Consider the following 18028-nt stretch of genomic DNA (forward strand, 5'->3'; position numbering starts at 1 on the left):
CCAGAACGGCTCTTTTTTATTTGGCAAATACATGATGATCAATTGTTTTAATTACAGCACGTGAACGAATCCAGTTATCGGTAGCTGTTTTTGGATTATAAAAGTAAATGGAATCGTCTAAACGATCTTTTCTAGTCAATGCTTGCTCTACTGCTTTTTTCGAATCTTCTGAAGCAGGTTTGTTAATTGATCCGTTTTGGACCGGTGAAAAAGCGTATGCTTTTCCGACAACTTGTTTAATAACTCCTGTTACCGTATCTGGAAACTTCGGAGAATCTACACGGTTTAACACCACTGTTGCTACCCCTACTTTTCCTTCATATGATTCGCCTTTTGCTTCAGCTTCTACTAAGCGAGCTAATAAATCTTTTTCACTTGCAGAGATCGAAACTGCAGGTGTTTCCTGCTCTGCGGGTTTTGCTTCTGGCTTAACCGTATTAGCCGGTGCTGCCGTTGAAGGTTCCGTTGTTTCAGCAGCCAGCACTTTTGTCTCACTCGGAATCGCTAATGTTTCACCAATATAAATCATATCTCCTTGACGATTGTTTATTTTTTTAATATCGTCAATTGTTACACTATATCTTTTACCTAACTTCCAAAGACTATCGCCTTTGACTACTTTATAATTAGTTGCAGCCGTAGCTGTTGCATTAAAACCTATAAATGAAAGAGTAGCTAAACAAGCTACTACCATTGATTTCATATAACTATGTTTCATAGGTAATACCTCCTGAAATTTCGTATGGTATTACTCTATCATAGCTATATAGGGGTTTCACCGAACGATTCAGTTACATTTCTTTAAGTTTGATGAACAAAATTACGTTCGAAACACAATTATGACATTGTACCTTGTTTTTTGTCATAATCACGGTAATTTTTCTAAAATGCAGGTATATTTTCCCTCTTTATTTCAGTTTAATCAGAAATTTCTTCCTTTGTTTTTCCCTTATAATTCTTATGATAAACATTTAAATTCATCTACTTTTACACAAAAAAGCTGAATGTTGTAATCAACATTCAGCTCTTTTTAATCTTCGATCTCAATTTCTACAACATCATAGAAATCAATCACTAGCTTAGCACCCGTATCATCCATAAACGTAAAGACGTCTTGATCATCTGATAAATGTATCACGTATCCGCTCAACTGCTGTTCACTGTTGTCGTAAACAGTAGTAATTAGAATTTTTTTATGATCTACATATGCTTCTTCTAATAACGAATGGAGGTCATAGTCCCCGTCATCTTCGGGCCGGTTCGTTAACAGCATCCCATAAGTCGTCATTCCATTTTTATCTTTCCATATATGATCTGCAAAATAAAAAGGTGCTGTACTTTTTCGAAACTCATCCATAATATCCCTCCTATAACTAAACACGTTTATTCGCTCTTACCGTACGTTACTAAATAAACGCACAAGCACTTGTAACAGTATATTCTCTACTGTACAGACTCATACATCCATTATATAAGGCATAATCAAATAATGCCATCATTTCGTTTAGCTCCTAGGAATTTCTAGATACGTATAGGTGAAATCTCCACCGCGTCCAGCTATTCCACGAAAATGTTTGAAATCAGGGCGATTTACTAAAAAAGGGCGAAAAGCAAGAAAGTCTTCTTTTTTAACTTTAATTTCGGTTACTTTTCCTTCACTTAACTCATTCAACATGTTTATTGCTGTTTGTTCATCCATTCAGTTTCACCTCGCTTTTAACTGTTCAGCCAATTTTGCAGAGATGCAAATTGAGCTTCAGCTTCTTTATATCCTTGGTTGTAAAGAGCGTCGAGACGCTCACGATTCTTCTCAATTCGCCCTACTACAAGAGGGGTTTGCGGACGAATCACAAAGATATTCCCCTGTCTTTCCTGTTCTTCAATATATGACAATGTTTCATTATACAATTTATAGCGGTTCTCAAGCGCACGAGTCAGCCCATCATAATGACGGTATTTGCGCTTCAATAACCAAAGCATATTTGATTTCTTTTTTCGATATCCTTCGTTTCGCGTTAGCACAACAATATTTTTTCTATATCCATCCTGCACTGCTTTTTTGATTGGAATCGGATCACTGATTCCTCCGTCTAACAGCTCTTTTCCTTTATATGTAACGACAGGTGCTAAAAATGGAAGGGAACTAGAAGCGCGAACCGCTGTCAAAATGTCCCGGTCATACTCATCAAAATAAACAGGTTCTCCCGTCACGCAGTCCGTTGCTCCTACTACAAGCTTCTCTGTACGCTCAGCAAATGCCTCAAAGTCAAATGGAAGAAGCTGATTAGGAATTTCATCAAAAACGAAATCCATTCCAAATATCTCTTTTGTTTTAAAATAATTTTTCCACGACAAGTAGCGAGGATCCTCTAAAAAATCTAAATTAGCTTTGCGACTTCTTCCTATTTGTCTAGATAAATAAGAAGTGGCATGACAAGCGCCGGCTGAAACGCCAATTACATACGGAAGATACAGATTTCTTTCCATAAAGTAATCTAAAACTCCAGTTGTATAAAGGCCTCTCATACCGCCTCCTTCGAGCACGAGTCCAGTATCTTTCAATTTCTACACCTTCTAATTCTTATAATTTATGACAAGATTATACCTCGTTTATTATAACGAAAGATGAACAAAGATGGAACTGTCCTGCTTCTCTCTTTCGTTAAAGCTACCAATTCCTTTTATTTCTCAGCACATTTTACTTATTTTTTCAATTTTATTTTATATTTTTTCAAAAAACCCTTTACTAATTCCCAGTTTTAAGGCAAAATTGTAAAAAAGAAAACGCTAACTAGTTTTACTATTTTTAAAATTAAAATTATTGAAAAAATTTATAATGAACTAATTTAAAACAAAGGAGCGATGAATCATGAAAATAGCAGAGGTAGGAAACTTGATAGAATTTAAAAATGGCTTACAGGGCATTGTCGAAAAAGTAAATGAAAACTCCGTGATTGTAGATTTGACTTACATGACAAACTACCGCGATTTAGACTTAGAACAGCGAACTGTTGTCAACCACAAAAACTACACCATCATTAATCCAGCTATGTAAAGGAAAAAAGCAGCCGGAAAGCAAAAGCGGTTGCTTTTTTATTGGTTTTGAAAGAATTGATTCTTTTGTTCCTCTGTAATAATTCCCAGCTTATACATAAGGTAAATATACTGTTGCACCTTAACATCCTTCGAACTTTTTTTCACTGTACTCCCTCTTTTCTAAAATGTTTCTTTATACAATAATATATGGCTGAGATAAAAAAAGTTTCCTTAAAGAAACAAAAACAGGCCCCATTTTTTCTTGAAAGGGGCTTATTTTCGTGTGACAATAAGAACAAGCTACTACTATCTTCTTACCGAAAGGAATTACTAGCATGTTTGATACTGTATTGTTTATCGTTGCTCTTATTGTTATTCTTTTTTTCATCGTGCAGTTCGTTTTTAAACGCAAACAAACTTCAAATAAAAAAACATCCGTTGAACCCATGAATTATGCCGAAGAAGATTCTAACTCCTACACAAGCTGGAGTGAATCTGCTTCTAACCACGATCATGATGGAGATGGAGATGGAGATGCGGATGGTGACGGAAGATAGAAAAAAAGCCCCTTCTTATGAAGAGGCTTTTCTTTATTTTGATAATACTCGCTTACCGTTGGTAAACGAATAATAGCATTCACCTGTATAAATGTCTTGGCTTTCATGTACATGAACGCCACATTTATCTTCAAGGGCAGCTTTCATCATCGATTTGGCTACGTTATACGCTTTAATTGGACGATACTTTCTCCACTTTCCTACAAGGCAAAATGAACACGACTTTAACGTGTATCCCCCAATCTTTTCAAATAGGCGAAACTCTTGGCGCTTTCCTAATAATAACGATGGGCGGAAAAAGTGAGTAGAACGGATATACAAGCTTGCGATATCTTCTTCTACTTGCCCCTTTACTTTACTGTAAAAGAATGGCGAACGAAGATCAGCACCAATTGCTGTAATCGTTAAAAAGTTTTTGCAGCGATATTTTTCTGCACATTTAGCCGCTTTTAAAGGAAATTCGTAGTCCACTTTAATGAATTTCGCTTTTGTTTTTGCTTTTTTCATTGTCGTGCCTAAACAGCAATATACATCATCAACTGCAAAGCATTCTTCGTGCTTATCAAGCTCTGAAAAATCAATTTCAAGCTGACGTAGCTTTGTGTGTTCGATTGGTAGCTTTTTTCGAACAAACACTGTCACATGGTTATATAAGCTGTTGCTTAATAACATTTTTAAAAGTTCTTGACCAACAAGTCCGCTTGCACCTAATACTAATGCTGATCTCTGTGACATTCTTTCACCTTCTCACCTGTTGTTTTTGCAATGGAAAACAGGTTGCATACACAACCTGTTTGTTCGAATTAACGATTATCAATTGTTTCTGGGTATAAATCATGATTCATCAGGCGATAATTAGCCATTTCTTCATACTTCGTACCGGGACGGCCATAGTTTGTATATGGATCAATTGAAATCCCGCCGCGTGGTGTGAATTTTCCCCATACTTCAATATATCTTGGATTCATCAGTTTAATTAAGTCATTCATAATAATGTTCATACAGTCTTCATGGAAATCTCCATGGTTACGGAAGCTGAACAAATAAAGCTTTAACGACTTGCTTTCCACCATTTTTTCATCTGGAATGTAACTAATATAAATGGTTGCGAAATCCGGCTGACCTGTTTTTGGACATAAGCTCGTAAATTCTGGACAGTTGAATTTCACAAAATAATCACGATTTGGATGTTTGTTATCAAATGCTTCTAGAATCTCTGGTGAATATTCAAACAAATAGTTTGTTCCTTGATTTCCAAGGAGTGATACACCTTCTAATTCTTCATCTTTTCGACCGCTCATTTGCATTTCCTCTCTTTCTACGATTGTCATTCTAACAGCGTTTTTTTATTTTGTATATATCTGTTTTTATTTTTCTTTGTAAATTTTTTGCTATGCGCTTACACGCCTCGTTTATTTCCCCAAACAAGGGCGTGAACCTGCGGCAGAACTCTTACATCGTTCATGTTTTTAGCTGCCACTGCCTTATCGATTAACCACTCATACTTTTTAAGCAATTCTTGTGTTAACGACGCATTATCGATTGTCGTTAAGTCCTCATTGCCTACCTGAACAAAAAATGGAACCTCAGGATAACGTTCATGAACAGAGGCTGCATACTCAAAGTCATCATCATTAAATACAACGACTTTTATGCTTATATGCGCCATGCGTTTTTCCTTTATTAATGTCTCTATAATATCGTCTAATACGGAGAAATTTGTTTTCATTAATGAACTTGGAGGCTTAGGAGAAATCGTTAAATCATCGATTTTTAGGAACCAATCCTGATAACGGCTTCCCTGTGTTTCAAGAGCTGCTTTTACCCCATGACTGTGCAAAAGCTCTACAAGTGAACCAATCGCCTTGATAAGCGCAGGGTTTCCTCCAGAAATGGTGACGTGATCAAAGAACTCTCCTCCAATTTCTTTTAGCTCCGTCCAAATTTGTTCTGCTGTTAGCTGACGAATATCGTTTTTAGCAGATCCATCCCATGTAAAAGCTGAATCACACCAGCTGCAGGAATAATCACAGCCCGCGGTACGAACAAACATCGTCTTACGTCCTACAACCATTCCTTCCCCTTGAATCGTTGGTCCGAATATTTCAAGTACTGGAATTGTATTAGCCACGTTTTTTCACCTTCTTTGGGCGGTAAACTACGTAACTTGTCGGCGTTTCCCGCACGAATACTTGTACGCAAGAAGGGTTATTTGGTAGTGTGTCTAGATATTCTTGAACCAACTCATAAATTTTACGAGCAACAACTTCAGTTGTAGGAAAATCATTTGGATTTTCTTCGTTAAAGATAGAATGATCGTTCAATAATGTATGATCAAATTGACCAGAAACAATTTTTTTCAATAGCGCAAAGTTTACTAAAAAGCCCGCTTCGTCTAATGTATCTCCGGCAACAGTTAAGTTTACAAAATACGTATGTCCATGGACTTGACGGCATTTTCCTGCTTCTGTGTGAGGAACAAAGTGTGCCGCAGCAAACTGCATATCTTTGTTCAGTTCATATTCATAGTCATGAAATACTTGAGGATACATTTGTTGCAGCATTATTCCTCTCCTCCTTCTTTTGTTTGCATGTATTGATCTAACCCGCGTTTTCGCAATTGACATGCGGGACATTCGCCGCATCCATCAGCAACAATACCGTTGTAGCATGTTAATGTTTTTTCACGCACATACTCAAGCGCCCCTAGCTCATCCGCTAACGCCCACGTTTCTGCTTTATCAATCCACATAAGCGGCGTATGAATCACAAATTCAAAGTCCATTGATAAATTAAGCGTGACGTTTAACGATTTTACAAATACATCTCGACAGTCTGGATATCCCGAAAAATCAGTTTCACAAACGCCTGTTACGATATGACGGCCTCCGCTGTTTTTAGCCAGTACGGCTGCAAATGATAAAAATAACAGATTGCGGCCGTCCACAAACGTTGTAGGCAACTCTCCTTCTTTTTGCTCGATCTCAATATCATCTCGCGTTAAGGCATTTGGTGCTAATTGATTTAAAAGTGACATATCTAGTACGGTATGCTTCACACCTAAATCAGCTGCGATAGCTTTTGCTACCTCTATCTCTTGACTATGACGCTGACCGTATTGAAAAGTAACCGTTTCTACTTCTTTAAAGTTTTTCAAAGCCCAAAATAGACATGTTGTACTATCTTGACCTCCGCTAAATACAACAATAGCTTTTTCATTTTTCATCATTATTGTTCGTCTCCTTTTTGATTGAAATCAAAAGAAGAAGAAACTTTATTGAACCGTTCGTTCCCTTTGTGACTAATTTTATAACACAAAAAAGAGACTGCTCTTTTCCAGCAATCTCCCTAAAAAGCAACTAAGATACACGTCCTCGCCAGCATACACGTCAAAAAGACGCGTTGATAGAAAAGCACGTGAAAGAAGACACGCTAAAACCGTGTCTTTTGTCATCAACGATGATCTTAGTTTTTTATAGAGGGAGTTTTCGAACCTCTCCCGTACATATACAAACGTGCACGGAGTTTCTTCTTGAATTGTCATCGTATTATACCACATGCGTATAAATAATGCTATGTTTGTTGGCTTCTATCGCCTTTAGCTGCCTTATTTTTCTTTATATAAGAAAGCGCAATAAATAACAACGGAAAACAGACGCTTAGTACAAATAAATAAAACGGCCAGTAATATTTTTCAAAATAATTGAAGTACGCTGTATTGGGAATAATGTAATACGCCACGCCTGTAATAATTAGACCTAAAGGAAAGCTTAAAAAATTGCGCACCCGTAAATTACACAGTTGGACGATACTTAACTGAATAGCATAGAACACAATGACAACTTTAAAAAAGATAGATAACATCCAAATAATAGCTACTAATACTTCAACATGCTGAATCGTTGCACCTAACGAAATCATTTTTCCTAATAAATAAACTGGGTAGCTGTGCATCGATGCAATATTCGCGCCAAGAGCTAATATACAAGCCGCAACTGCAATCGTAATCGTCAAGCCCGATGCGACAGTGCCGATAACAAACATTCTTTTTACCTTTTTTCCACCTTTTACATGAGGCGTAATCATTAGAATAAAAACCAATTCCATAAACGGGTTTCCTAAAAAATAAGTGGTCCCTAATACTAAATCACCCATGCTGAATTCAAAAAAAGGATAAAGACGATCAATTTTCATCTGAGGAATATTTAAAACAATTAACAATAAAAAGGGGACCACAATCCACGGCAAAAAGATTTCCGCGGTTCTCCCTACCACTTCAATACCTAGATACCCTCCGTATATAACAGCTAAAAGAACAAGCGCATGAATCCACGTAGGCAGCGTTTCAGGGACAATTTGAGTCGTCATAAATGTACTGATGTCTCGAAGCGAAAACGTAGATTGAATGAACATAAAGAAAATGTAAATAAGAGAAATACACGTTCCGGCATAACGACCTAGCGCCTTTTTAGCTATTTGAATGAATGTTTGCTGAGGGTAACGCTGAATCAGCCATAAAAGCACCGCAACGATTAAAAGTGCAAAGCCAATAGCAAGCACACCGCAAAACCACGCATTTTGTCTATTCGTCTCTAATAATGTAGCCGGAACTGCCAAGATGGCGCTTCCGATACAAAAAACATAAATTAGAAAAAGAAATTGTTTCGGACTAATAAATTCTTTTATTTGCATCATACACACCTTCTCTCCTACATGCTTGCTCACGTGAATAACAGATGATGAACGGTTCTAGTAAGAGGCTTAATTAGTGCCTCTAAAAAGTACAGAGGCGTAGGAACTTCTTTACGGAGTGTAATCGCTCCCCAAAAGAATAGACCCAAACCTATGAGACAAAGGTAGACGACTATTTCACGATAATACTTTTCCTTTCGGAAGTTGATCATTATTTTTTTAGTCAAATAAGCAAGCAGTACAAGTAAGGCGATAAATCCCTCCATTTTCTTTCTCCTTAATGCTTCATTTGCTTCATATATGAGTTATTTAACGTGCCTAAGCGACGGATTTGAACTTTTGCATCTAAATCGACGGTTAAATCCTCTGCGTAAATTCTGTTCCAGTCTCTTTTCATTTTGTACCATCTCTTTACATCTTGTCTGTAAAACGCTTCGCCAAAACCAAAGATATCGCTTTTATAGGTTTTTTGAGCTTTTTCTACTGCATCATTCATTTTTTCTTTTACGTCGGCTGCTGTTTTTCGTTCGAGCATATTGATTACAGCTGGGTCCTGTAAATTTACTTGACACTCTACATCAGCTACGTTAGCTTCTCCTTTTAAATCAACGTGAATATGAGGTTTATGATTTTTCATAGTAGCTGTCACCTTGACATTCGTTCGAAGCATTTCTACTCCGATAATATCATGCTTTTTTTCTTTTTTTTCGCATGGAATAACAATCAACGTACTTTTTACATTTCCTGTAATATAGTTATATCCTTTACTTTCGTCTTCATTGAACCAGCCGATAAGCTTATCATTTTGAAAGACACCTAATCCTTTGAAATTGAGCAGTGTGGAAAGATTGGTGCGAGAAATGCTCGACATATCTCCTGCATTTTTTACATTGCCTTTCACCAATACCCCTGATAATACCGCCTGCTTTCCCTCGCTGGTTAAGTTGCTGATCAGTTCATTTAACTTTACTCCTCTAGTAGGTGCCCAAATACGCTGTGACACGTCTAATGAAGCAAACATATGGTTAGCTGGTATTTTTTCGATTGTTGTTAATACGTTCAGAACGCTCGATGCTTTCGTATTTTTAGCAACAACAACAAAATAATCGGTACGCACTTCATGATCCCGAGCAAAGAAATCAAGCACTTCAGCAATACCGTCTTCCGCCATGCTTTCGCTAATGACTAGCATTCGTAAATGAGAAAGATAAATTTTCCGCGGGGATTTCGTCGTTATTTTTCTTAGCCCTTCCATTACAGACGAAGCCTTAATAGAAAATGTGGTAACAGAAGGCCCGTTTGTAGGGGTTTTGGCCTGAATATCACCAGGGTTAATCAGCTGAACTGTAACAATGATGCCATCTTCTGCTTTATCAATTCCGACAGCAACCGTAATGGCTAGCTCATTCAACTCTCTACTGCTCCAGCAGCCGCTTAATAGCAATGAACAGATACATAACATTAGAAATGCTTTCATAGTAAACGGCCACCTTTACACAGTTTAGTTTTTTTGCGTCTTTTGACGTGAAATATTCTTCTCGTTAATCAGCTTTGGCCTTGTTTTCATTTTTTTGATCGAACGTCTAATCAGAACATCCTTTTGATCGCGCTTCACAAATGGAGCCATAGGTGTCATATAAGGGACTCCAAATGACCTTAAGCTGCATAAATGTAAAATCATTAAAATTAACCCCAGGATAATACCGAACAAGCCAAAAGTAGCTGCTAAAACCATTAAAATAAAGCGCAGCATCCTTACTGCAATAGCCATATCATACACAGGTGACACAAAGTTACTAATAGCGGTGATGGATACAACGATAACCATTGCAGGTGAAACTAATCCCGCTTGTACGGCGGCTTCTCCTAAAACGAGTGCTCCCACAATCGAAATAGCTGAACCTACTGCTCGAGGCAATCGGACTCCAGCTTCTCGCAAAATTTCAAACGTGATTTCCATAATAAACGCTTCAATAATAGCAGGAAAAGGAACACCTTCCCTTTGAGCTGCAATACTAATTAACAAAGCAAAAGGAAGCATCTCTTGATGAAAAGTAGTTAAAGCAATATAAGCAGAAGGTGTTAAAAGGGCTAAGAAAAATGCCATGTAGCGCATTAAGCGAATCAATGTACTAATATCTGCGCGCTGGTAATAATCTTCAGCCGCTTGAAAAAATTGAATAAATAGGGCAGGAACCATTAATACAAAAGGTGTACCGTCTACTAAAATGGCTATTCGTCCCTCTAAAAGACCTGCTGCCACGGAGTCTGGACGCTCCGTGTTATGCATAGTAGGAAAAGGTGTATAATCTTCATCTTGAATCAACTCTTCGATATATCCGCTCTCCAAAATACCGTCTATATCAATTTTAGAAAGACGCTCCTTTACCTCTTGAATGACCTGTTCATCCGCAATGCCGTCTATATAAACGAGCGCAATATCCGTTTTTGTAAACTCTCCTATTTGCTGAGATTCAATCCAAAGTTTTGGAGATTTTATTCGGCGCCGAATCAATGCGGTATTCGTTCGCAGTGTTTCTGTAAAACTGTCTCGAGGCCCTCTTACAACGGTCTGAGATTGTGGTTCAGAAACAGCCCTGTCTCTCCACCCTCTTGTACTTGCCATAATACACGTTTGATACCCTTCTAAAAACAGTACGGTATCTCCTGATAAAACATGAAGAAGAGCATCATCCAATGTCTTTGCTTCCATGATTTCACCCGCTGCCAAACTATAGCTTTTAATCAATTCGTACATATTAACAATGCCATCATCATGTGTTAAATGTTCATCGTGATAGTGCATAATGGAGTCCAGCGCATAGTGTTCAACTTCGTCTTTATTTACTAATCCGTCGATGTAAGCAACACCTAAAGTGAATTTTTCTTCAATCGAAATTCGAAACTCTCGCACAACTAAATCCGTGCTCTGTCCCAGTGCTTTTTTCATGCGGGATAAATTATCTCCCACCCTCTCCGATAATTTCTGCTCTTCCTGTGTAGAAGAAGCACTAGTTTCCTTAGAGTCCTTCGATTCATCAGCTTTTTCTTTCCGCTGCTTGGATTTATTCGTTAACTCAGATAGTTTTTTTATACGCATTGTTCATCCTCCACTACATTGAACGAAAAGAAACGGAATTTCTTCTTTTTAGTCTCTATAGTTTTTGTATGAAAAGGAAATTTATACTTGAAGCCATTTTAATAATCTTTATTTTTGACATCATTTGTGCATTTCTATAGGATAGTAATGGATAATTCTTTGTTATTATGAAGAATGTTTATGCGGAACATTGAAAGGAGTCTATACATGGCACAATCACTTAAAGGCAAAGTAGCTCTTATTACAGGAGCAGGAAAAGGTATCGGTCGTTCAACTGCGATTGAATTAGCAAAAGAAGGCGTAAATATCGGTTTAATTGCTCGTACAGAGTCAGATTTAAAGGCTGTTGCTTCTGAACTAGAAGCATTTGATGTACAAGTTGCTTATGCAACAGCAGATGTTTCTTCTATGGAAGAAGTAAACGCAGCAGTTGAGCATCTACATACAAAATTAGGGGCAACGGATATCTTAATCAACAATGCAGGAATCGGTAAATTCGGAAGCTTTTTAGAGCTAGACCCAGCTGAGTGGAAACAAATCATTGATGTGAATTTAATGGGCGTTTACTACGTAACGCGCGCCGTTCTACCTCAATTAATCGAAAAAAATGGTGGAGACATCATCAATATTTCTTCCACTGCTGGTCAAAAAGGCGCTCCCGTTACAAGTGCTTACAGCGCTTCAAAATTTGGCGTGCTCGGCTTAACTGAATCTCTAGCGCTAGAAGTGCGCAAACACAATATTCGTGTAACAGCGCTAACACCAAGTACAGTAGCAACGGAATTAGCATATAAAGAAAACTTAACGGATGGCAATCCTGATAAAGTGATGCAGCCTGAAGACCTAGCAGAAATTATGGTAGCACAATTAAAACTGCATCCGCGTATTTTTATCAAATCTGCGGGCATGTGGTCCACAAATCCATAAACAAACATAGAAAAAGGAGAGCTTCAGCTCTCCTTTTTTGTGTCTTCCTTTATATGATGGTTACCTTATTTACGTTTAGGCGTGATTTCTTGTGATAGTTCTTCAAAAGATTTTACTTTTCCATGCGATGGGTTTTGTGATTGTTTTCGTACATTCCACTGACGCTCTTTTTGACTTTTAGACTGAGTCATTTTGCTTCATCCCCTTTTTATATGCTTACATGTAGTAGGATAAAACAAGGTGCTCTTTTCCATTCATCAAAACTGCTTCCAATTTCTTTACTGCTTAGCTAAATGTACTTTAAACCATTTATCAATTTCCGCGTTATATTGATCATAATAAGCAGTTAGCGGATGGTCTCCGTTTTTGTACAGTACGTATTTGTATTCTTTTCCCTGCTCATCTAGTTGTTTCACAAGCTTTTCAGCCTGAGTGTGGTGAACTTTACGATCATGATCACCCTGTAAAATTAAAAGAGGTGAATTTACTTTATCGCTCCAATAGACAACAGAACGACTTTTATACCTCTCTGGATACTGCGCCGGATCTCCTACAATTGTCCGCAGCACTTGTTTCATTTCAGGCCCTCTTTGATCATAGAATTGAAACATGTCGGTAATACCTGATTGTACGACAACTGCATCAAATTTAACGCCGTTTTTCATCGTTAAATACGTCATCATGCCGCCGCGTGAATATCCTAGCGCTACCTTTTGCTGGTGATTTACATAAGGAAGCTGTTCTCCCCATTTAATAAGATTTAATACGTCGTCAATATCTTTACCGCCGTACGTCTCTGTTCCTTCACTTCCGCCATTTCCCCTGTATTGAGTCGCAACAACGACGTAGCCTTTACTTGCCCAGTATGACAAATACTGAAGTGTTTTTGCGCGAATCATGCCATGTTCGCGATTTCCTCCGCGATTATATACTAAAAGCGGATAATGTTTGTCTGCAATGTCTTTAGGCTGTACTAAAAACCCTTTTATCTTTAAATTATCACTAGGATACGTAATGCTATATACATCTACTTTATTTGAATAAGGCGATAATAAATTCAATTTTTCTTTATTTACATCATCACTTTCAGCTCGGTTGAAAACCGCTGTCACACCGAGCACAGCTACAGTGATTAATGCAATGATGCCCCATTTTTTCAACAGAAACCCTCTCCTCAATAAATATCTTTTCTCTTTTATAATGAGTGTTTTCATTTGGCTTTACCCTTCTTAAATGTTTGCTAAAAAGGGCATTCATCCCATCGCCAATACAGCTTATTTATCATACCGCAAAACCCAAATTTCTTCATCTGTAAAGAAATAAGAATTCATACAAATACATTAACAAGAAAGACGTATAGTAAATTGTATTATTAAATTATAGATTTGAAAAGTGGAATGATACTTTTTTTGTCGTTTTTTACCTGTCCTTTTTCAAAAAGAAAAAAGCCCAGTTAAGACTGAGCTTTTTTCTTGGCAATGCCAATGCCTGTATATGCTAAAATAACTGAAAAGATCGGACAGAGAATGCTAAAGAATGTAAATGGAATATAGTCAGCCGCGGGAATATTTAATGCAGTTGAAATAAAAGCGCCGCTGACACCCCACGGAATAATAGCATTAATAACCGTTCCACCGTCTTCAAGCGTTCGTGATAAGTTTTTCGGGTCTAAGTTCCACTTTTCATACAGTGGCTTAAACGTCTGCCCAGGCAGAAGAATCGATAAATACTGTTCGCCTGTAATAACGTTCACTCCAATTGAAGATAGAAGCGTAGCAAAAATAACGTCTCCGCTGCGGCGGATTTGTTTTGCTAATCCTTCTAATAAAGCATCAATAATTCCAACCGCTCTCATCAAGCCACCTAGCGACAAGGCAATCATGATAAGAGAAATAGAAAACATCATGGACTGTAATCCGCCTTTGTTTACAATCGCATCGACTACTTTATTTCCTGACTCTACTGCCGGCCCGCTTTGAAGAACGCCTAGCAATTGACTCAGCGTAAATTCATGCTGTGTAATCATTCCTGTAATAATGGCCGTGACAATCCCTAAAACTAACGTTGGCAATACATCGACTCTTCTCATGGAAAAAATAAGAACTAAAAGTGGAGAAAGCAACGTTAACACGTGTAAATTAAACGTATGCTTTAATGCGTCTTGAATTCCTTGGATTTCCCCGTAATTGACGCTTTCATGATTTCCGTTCATCCCAATGACCAATGCAATAATTGCGGTAATAACAATACTTGGAACCGTCGTCCACGTAATGTGCTGAATATGTTTAGGAAGCGGCACTTCAACGATACCAGAAGCAAAATTTGTTGTGTCAGACAAGGGAGACATCTTATCTCCAAACACAGCTCCTGAAACAATCATCCCCGCTGCTAGCCCTGGGTGTACACCAATAGCAGTTCCTACCCCAAATAAAGCGACCCCTACCGTACTGACGGTTGTTAATGAACTTCCCGTGAATGTTGAAACCAATACGGTAATAACCAAAGCACTAATTAAAAAGTACTGCGGTGAAATCCAGTGGAAGCCGTAGGATAAAATCGTCGGTATCGTTCCTCCTACCATCCAAATCGCAATAAGCATCCCGATCAGCATTAAAATAAGGATAGGCTTAATGCCCAGTCTAACACCGTCTAAAATCCCTTTCTCCATTTCTGTCCACTTATATTTCAACAAAAAGCCAATCACACTAATAAATGCTACCCCAAATATCAGCGGAATATGAGGCGGCAGCTTTAACGTAAATAATGAAACAAAAATAATAGCTAATAGCACCAAAACCACCGCTATTGATTGTATAAATGAAATTTCTTTTTTCATGAGGTATTCCCTTTCTATCTTTCTTTTTCACTTAAACGCTTTTATGCTTTTACGCAGTTAAGTGCAAACCTTCTTGAGTATAATTTTTATCCTTCTTGCTGTCAATAACTTATTTTATCCAACGGTAAGCTCTGCACTCATTTTGTCCACTTTTCTTCTTATTAATATTTGTTCTCTATCTAAGCAAATTATTGTACAAAATGCTTCTAATGTTTTTACATATATAAAACGGGTACACACAAAACACACGTTTTTTTAATGTACTACCTTTTGTACATAAGAGAGGAACTTCCCTCAAAAATTTTTTTAAGCAAAAGACTTGAAAGTCAAAAAAGGTCAAAGTATAATGAGATTACGAAAGGTCAATAAAGGTCAAACACCTGCTGATCTTCGATTAAAATCATTTAGGGAGGCTAATTAAATGATTTGTCAAAACTGTAATAAACGTGAAGCATCTATTCAATTAAATGTACAAACAAATAATCAAAAATCTCAATATCGTTTATGTCATACATGTTATCAAGCACTAATGAACGAACATAAAATCCCATCAGGTTTTGGAGGTGGCGGCTTTATGAACATCGATGATTTATTCAAGCAAATGTCACAAGAACAAGCTGCACCGGAACAGCCGCAGCAAGGAAATGGCGGCAGCGGATTTTTAGACCAGTTCGGTCGAAACTTAACTCAAATTGCGAAAACGGGATTGATTGACCCTGTTATTGGCCGCGAAGAAGAAGTAGAGCGCGTCATTGAAATTTTAAATAGACGAAACAAAAACAACCCTGTACTAATCGGAGAACCCGGTGTTGGTAAAACGGCTGTAGTCGAAGGGTTAGCTTTAAAAATCGCGGAAGGAAAAGTTCCTGCCAAGCTGTTAAATAAAGATGTATATCTATTAGATGTAGCATCTCTCGTAGCTAATACGGGCGTGCGCGGTCAATTTGAAGAGCGCATGAAGCAGTTAATTTCTGAGCTTCAACAGCGAAAAAACGTGATTTTATTTATCGATGAAATTCACCTTCTTGTAGGAGCTGGTTCAGCGGAAGGTTCAATGGATGCAAGCAATATTTTAAAACCAGCTCTTGCACGAGGCGAACTTCAAGTAGTCGGAGCTACAACTTTAAAAGAGTACCGTTCCATTGAAAAAGATGCGGCTCTTGAACGACGCTTCCAGCCGGTTATGGTTCACGAACCGTCTGTAGAAGAAGCCGTTGAAATTCTAAAAGGAATTCAAAGTAAATATGAAGATTATCACGGCGTTAGCTATACAGATGAAGCGATCCGCGCTTGTGTAAATTTATCACACCGCTACATTCAAGATCGCTTCTTGCCTGATAAAGCAATTGACTTGCTAGATGAAGCAGGCTCAAAAATGAATTTACAGGCAGGCATTACAAATAAAGACGACGCGGCCGCTCGCTTAAAAGAAATTACAAAAGAAAAAGAGCAGGCGTTAAAGAATGAAAAATATGAAGTAGCGGCAAAACTGCGCGATGAAGAAGTTGCTCTTGAAAAACAATTGAACGAAGAAGAAGAACAGCAAAAAATGAATGTGGATATTGCTGACATTCAAGCAATTATTGAAAAGAAAACGGGTATCCCTGTTGGTAAACTTCAAGAAAATGAATCAGCAAAAATGAAGCATTTAGCAGAGCACTTAGCTCAAAAAGTAATCGGACAGCAGGAAGCTGTAGAAAAAGTAGCAAAAGCGATTCGACGTTCTCGCGCTGGATTAAAAGCGAAGCATCGCCCAATTGGTTCATTCTTATTTGTCGGTCCAACAGGTGTCGGTAAAACAGAGTTAACCAAAACATTAGCTGAAGAACTATTTGGCTCAAAAGATGCTATGGTTCGTCTAGATATGAGTGAATACATGGAAAAACACGCGGTGTCTAAATTAATTGGTTCACCTCCTGGCTACGTAGGTCATGAAGAGGCAGGACAATTAACAGAGAAAGTACGTCGTAATCCTTATTCCATCATCTTACTAGATGAAATTGAAAAAGCTCATCCAGACGTTCAGCATATGTTTCTGCAAATTCTAGAAGACGGACGTCTAACAGATAGTCAAGGTCGCACAGTAAGCTTTAAAGACACAGTTATCATTATGACAAGTAACGCTGGTGTAGGTGAAAAGAAAATTACGGTTGGATTTGACGCAAAAAATGACGCACTTAAACAGGCATCCGTTTTAGATTCACTTTCATCTTATTTCAAACCAGAGTTTTTAAATCGATTTGATACAATCATTGAATTTAATCACCTTGAAAAAGATAACTTGATTAAAATCGTTGACCTTATGCTTGCTGAATTAAAAGAAACATTACAAGAACAAAACATCACGCTGAGCGTAGCAGATGAGGTAAAAGAAAAACTGGCTGAACTTGGCTATCACCCTGCATTCGGTGCTAGACCGCTCCGCCGAGCAATTCAAGAACAGCTTGAAGATCGAATTACAGACTTACTGTTAGATGACGCAGACGTATCTACAGTGAACGTAACGTTAAATGAAGCAAGCGAAATCACCGTGCAAAACTAATAGAAAAAGCGACTCTACTTGAGTCGCTTTTTTTTATAGAAATACTTACGTTTATTTACTTTCATCTGTTTTTTCGTCAGCACTATCCGTTGATTCTTCTTGATCATCAGCTGCTTCATCCCCAGATGAATCATCTGCTTCGTCTTGCTTCATTGTTTCCTGTGAATCATCTGTAGTTGTATCCTCCGCTTGAGTATCATCCGACTGTTCTGTTTGCTGTTCTGTGGCATCTTTTTCATCCGTTTGTGAGTTGCATGCTGTGATTAACATAATTGCTAGAAGTGATCCAAATAACTTGACTAATAAACTTTTGTTCATTTTACCGTCTCCTTTCGAAT

General features: G+C 37.8%; 21 protein-coding genes and 1 riboswitch. Of the genes, 4 read left to right on the plus strand and 17 right to left on the minus strand.

Annotated elements, in window-relative coordinates:
• Positions 1-16 precede the first annotated feature (16 nt).
• From ACFX4N_RS08340 to ACFX4N_RS08355, 4 genes are all read right to left on the minus strand, one after another.
• On the minus strand, positions 17-718 hold the full coding sequence (locus ACFX4N_RS08340; protein ID WP_053487018.1) for a cell wall hydrolase: 702 nt from the start codon (positions 716-718) through the stop codon (positions 17-19).
• Positions 719-1030: 312 nt separating this feature from the next.
• The gene (locus tag ACFX4N_RS08345; RefSeq protein WP_013055991.1) at positions 1031-1357 is read right to left on the minus strand and encodes a hypothetical protein; all 327 of its coding nucleotides are present in this window, start codon (positions 1355-1357) and stop codon (positions 1031-1033) included.
• A 147-nt stretch (positions 1358-1504) separates the two neighbouring features.
• Positions 1505-1699 carry a hypothetical protein gene (locus ACFX4N_RS08350; protein WP_013055990.1) on the minus strand — a complete coding sequence of 65 codons (195 nt, stop codon included), beginning with the start codon at positions 1697-1699 and terminating at the stop codon, positions 1505-1507.
• 17 nt (positions 1700-1716) lie between these two features.
• Complete coding sequence (locus ACFX4N_RS08355) at positions 1717-2562, minus strand: patatin-like phospholipase family protein (RefSeq protein ID WP_013055989.1); 846 nt, start codon at positions 2560-2562, stop codon at positions 1717-1719.
• 307 nt (positions 2563-2869) lie between these two features.
• On the opposite strand from ACFX4N_RS08355, the gene ACFX4N_RS08360 reads away from it, so the two are divergent.
• Both ACFX4N_RS08360 and ACFX4N_RS08365 read left to right on the plus strand, forming a co-directional pair.
• The gene (locus tag ACFX4N_RS08360) at positions 2870-3055 is read left to right on the plus strand and encodes a YkvS family protein (protein WP_013055988.1); all 186 of its coding nucleotides are present in this window, start codon (positions 2870-2872) and stop codon (positions 3053-3055) included.
• Between the two features lie 316 nt (positions 3056-3371).
• Positions 3372-3593, plus strand: a complete 222-nt coding sequence (locus ACFX4N_RS08365; RefSeq protein ID WP_098547003.1) for a hypothetical protein — start codon at positions 3372-3374, stop codon at positions 3591-3593.
• Positions 3594-3626: 33 nt separating this feature from the next.
• On the opposite strand, the gene ACFX4N_RS08370 is transcribed toward ACFX4N_RS08365, so the two are convergent.
• The 9 genes from ACFX4N_RS08370 to ACFX4N_RS08410 form a co-directional block, all read right to left on the minus strand.
• Entirely contained in the window at positions 3627-4328 is a 702-nt protein-coding gene (locus tag ACFX4N_RS08370; protein WP_013055986.1) for an NAD(P)H-binding protein, read from the minus strand.
• 68 nt (positions 4329-4396) lie between these two features.
• Positions 4397-4894: a preQ(1) synthase gene (gene queF / locus ACFX4N_RS08375; protein ID WP_013055985.1), complete on the minus strand. Its 498-nt coding sequence runs from the start codon at positions 4892-4894 to the stop codon at positions 4397-4399.
• Positions 4895-4992: 98 nt separating this feature from the next.
• Complete coding sequence (gene queE, locus ACFX4N_RS08380; RefSeq protein WP_082611896.1) at positions 4993-5724, minus strand: 7-carboxy-7-deazaguanine synthase QueE; 732 nt, start codon at positions 5722-5724, stop codon at positions 4993-4995.
• The gene (gene queD, locus ACFX4N_RS08385) at positions 5717-6157 is read right to left on the minus strand and encodes a 6-carboxytetrahydropterin synthase QueD (protein WP_192100604.1); all 441 of its coding nucleotides are present in this window, start codon (positions 6155-6157) and stop codon (positions 5717-5719) included. Before queD ends, queE begins: the two co-directional genes overlap by 8 nt.
• The gene (queC, locus tag ACFX4N_RS08390) at positions 6157-6822 is read right to left on the minus strand and encodes a 7-cyano-7-deazaguanine synthase QueC (protein ID WP_013082241.1); all 666 of its coding nucleotides are present in this window, start codon (positions 6820-6822) and stop codon (positions 6157-6159) included. Before queC ends, queD begins: the two co-directional genes overlap by 1 nt.
• Before the next feature lie 230 nt (positions 6823-7052).
• Positions 7053-7096, minus strand: a riboswitch (PreQ1 riboswitch).
• Positions 7097-7166: 70 nt separating this feature from the next.
• Positions 7167-8288: a GerAB/ArcD/ProY family transporter gene (locus ACFX4N_RS08395; RefSeq protein ID WP_029325092.1), complete on the minus strand. Its 1122-nt coding sequence runs from the start codon at positions 8286-8288 to the stop codon at positions 7167-7169.
• A 26-nt stretch (positions 8289-8314) separates the two neighbouring features.
• A complete protein-coding gene (locus tag ACFX4N_RS08400; RefSeq protein ID WP_013055980.1) occupies positions 8315-8551 on the minus strand; it encodes a hypothetical protein in 237 nt (78 codons plus the stop codon).
• An 11-nt stretch (positions 8552-8562) separates the two neighbouring features.
• Positions 8563-9762, minus strand: coding sequence for a Ger(x)C family spore germination protein (locus ACFX4N_RS08405; RefSeq protein ID WP_057274549.1), 1200 nt, complete (start codon positions 9760-9762; stop codon positions 8563-8565).
• A gap of 24 nt (positions 9763-9786) precedes the next feature.
• A complete protein-coding gene (locus ACFX4N_RS08410; RefSeq protein ID WP_057274548.1) occupies positions 9787-11385 on the minus strand; it encodes a spore germination protein in 1599 nt (532 codons plus the stop codon).
• A gap of 207 nt (positions 11386-11592) precedes the next feature.
• On the opposite strand from ACFX4N_RS08410, the gene ACFX4N_RS08415 reads away from it, so the two are divergent.
• Positions 11593-12312 carry a 3-ketoacyl-ACP reductase gene (locus ACFX4N_RS08415; protein WP_013055977.1) on the plus strand — a complete coding sequence of 240 codons (720 nt, stop codon included), beginning with the start codon at positions 11593-11595 and terminating at the stop codon, positions 12310-12312.
• 65 nt (positions 12313-12377) lie between these two features.
• On the opposite strand, the gene ACFX4N_RS08420 is transcribed toward ACFX4N_RS08415, so the two are convergent.
• The 3 genes from ACFX4N_RS08420 to nhaC form a co-directional block, all read right to left on the minus strand.
• The gene (locus tag ACFX4N_RS08420; protein ID WP_013055976.1) at positions 12378-12503 is read right to left on the minus strand and encodes a DUF6254 family protein; all 126 of its coding nucleotides are present in this window, start codon (positions 12501-12503) and stop codon (positions 12378-12380) included.
• Between the two features lie 87 nt (positions 12504-12590).
• Complete coding sequence (locus ACFX4N_RS08425) at positions 12591-13472, minus strand: alpha/beta hydrolase family protein (RefSeq protein ID WP_013055975.1); 882 nt, start codon at positions 13470-13472, stop codon at positions 12591-12593.
• 293 nt (positions 13473-13765) lie between these two features.
• Entirely contained in the window at positions 13766-15148 is a 1383-nt protein-coding gene (gene nhaC / locus ACFX4N_RS08430) for a Na+/H+ antiporter NhaC (protein WP_029325088.1), read from the minus strand.
• A 421-nt stretch (positions 15149-15569) separates the two neighbouring features.
• On the opposite strand from nhaC, the gene ACFX4N_RS08435 reads away from it, so the two are divergent.
• Positions 15570-17690: an ATP-dependent Clp protease ATP-binding subunit gene (locus ACFX4N_RS08435; RefSeq protein WP_377261205.1), complete on the plus strand. Its 2121-nt coding sequence runs from the start codon at positions 15570-15572 to the stop codon at positions 17688-17690.
• 51 nt (positions 17691-17741) lie between these two features.
• Here ACFX4N_RS08435 and ACFX4N_RS08440 read toward each other — a convergent pair whose 3' ends face one another.
• A complete protein-coding gene (locus tag ACFX4N_RS08440) occupies positions 17742-18008 on the minus strand; it encodes a hypothetical protein (RefSeq protein WP_013055972.1) in 267 nt (88 codons plus the stop codon).
• Between the last annotated feature and the right edge of the window lie 20 nt (positions 18009-18028).

Source organism: Priestia sp. YIM B13551, assembly GCF_042787905.1.
Taxonomy (GTDB): domain Bacteria; phylum Bacillota; class Bacilli; order Bacillales; family Bacillaceae_H; genus Priestia.

Coding starts and splice junctions, on each gene's coding strand:
- ACFX4N_RS08340 (WP_053487018.1), bottom strand. CDS start 718: ATGAAACATAGTTATATGAAATCAATGGTAGTAGCTTGTTTAGCTACT.
- ACFX4N_RS08345 (WP_013055991.1), bottom strand. CDS start 1,357: ATGGATGAGTTTCGAAAAAGTACAGCACCTTTTTATTTTGCAGATCAT.
- ACFX4N_RS08350 (WP_013055990.1), bottom strand. CDS start 1,699: ATGGATGAACAAACAGCAATAAACATGTTGAATGAGTTAAGTGAAGGA.
- ACFX4N_RS08360 (WP_013055988.1), top strand. CDS start 2,870: ATGAAAATAGCAGAGGTAGGAAACTTGATAGAATTTAAAAATGGCTTA.
- ACFX4N_RS08365 (WP_098547003.1), top strand. CDS start 3,372: ATGTTTGATACTGTATTGTTTATCGTTGCTCTTATTGTTATTCTTTTT.
- ACFX4N_RS08370 (WP_013055986.1), bottom strand. CDS start 4,328: ATGTCACAGAGATCAGCATTAGTATTAGGTGCAAGCGGACTTGTTGGT.
- queF (WP_013055985.1), bottom strand. CDS start 4,894: ATGAGCGGTCGAAAAGATGAAGAATTAGAAGGTGTATCACTCCTTGGA.
- queD (WP_192100604.1), bottom strand. CDS start 6,157: ATGCTGCAACAAATGTATCCTCAAGTATTTCATGACTATGAATATGAA.
- queC (WP_013082241.1), bottom strand. CDS start 6,822: ATGATGAAAAATGAAAAAGCTATTGTTGTATTTAGCGGAGGTCAAGAT.
- ACFX4N_RS08395 (WP_029325092.1), bottom strand. CDS start 8,288: ATGATGCAAATAAAAGAATTTATTAGTCCGAAACAATTTCTTTTTCTA.
- ACFX4N_RS08400 (WP_013055980.1), bottom strand. CDS start 8,551: ATGGAGGGATTTATCGCCTTACTTGTACTGCTTGCTTATTTGACTAAA.
- ACFX4N_RS08405 (WP_057274549.1), bottom strand. CDS start 9,762: ATGAAAGCATTTCTAATGTTATGTATCTGTTCATTGCTATTAAGCGGC.
- ACFX4N_RS08410 (WP_057274548.1), bottom strand. CDS start 11,385: ATGCGTATAAAAAAACTATCTGAGTTAACGAATAAATCCAAGCAGCGG.
- ACFX4N_RS08415 (WP_013055977.1), top strand. CDS start 11,593: ATGGCACAATCACTTAAAGGCAAAGTAGCTCTTATTACAGGAGCAGGA.
- ACFX4N_RS08420 (WP_013055976.1), bottom strand. CDS start 12,503: ATGACTCAGTCTAAAAGTCAAAAAGAGCGTCAGTGGAATGTACGAAAA.
- nhaC (WP_029325088.1), bottom strand. CDS start 15,148: ATGAAAAAAGAAATTTCATTTATACAATCAATAGCGGTGGTTTTGGTG.
- ACFX4N_RS08435 (WP_377261205.1), top strand. CDS start 15,570: ATGATTTGTCAAAACTGTAATAAACGTGAAGCATCTATTCAATTAAAT.
- ACFX4N_RS08440 (WP_013055972.1), bottom strand. CDS start 18,008: ATGAACAAAAGTTTATTAGTCAAGTTATTTGGATCACTTCTAGCAATT.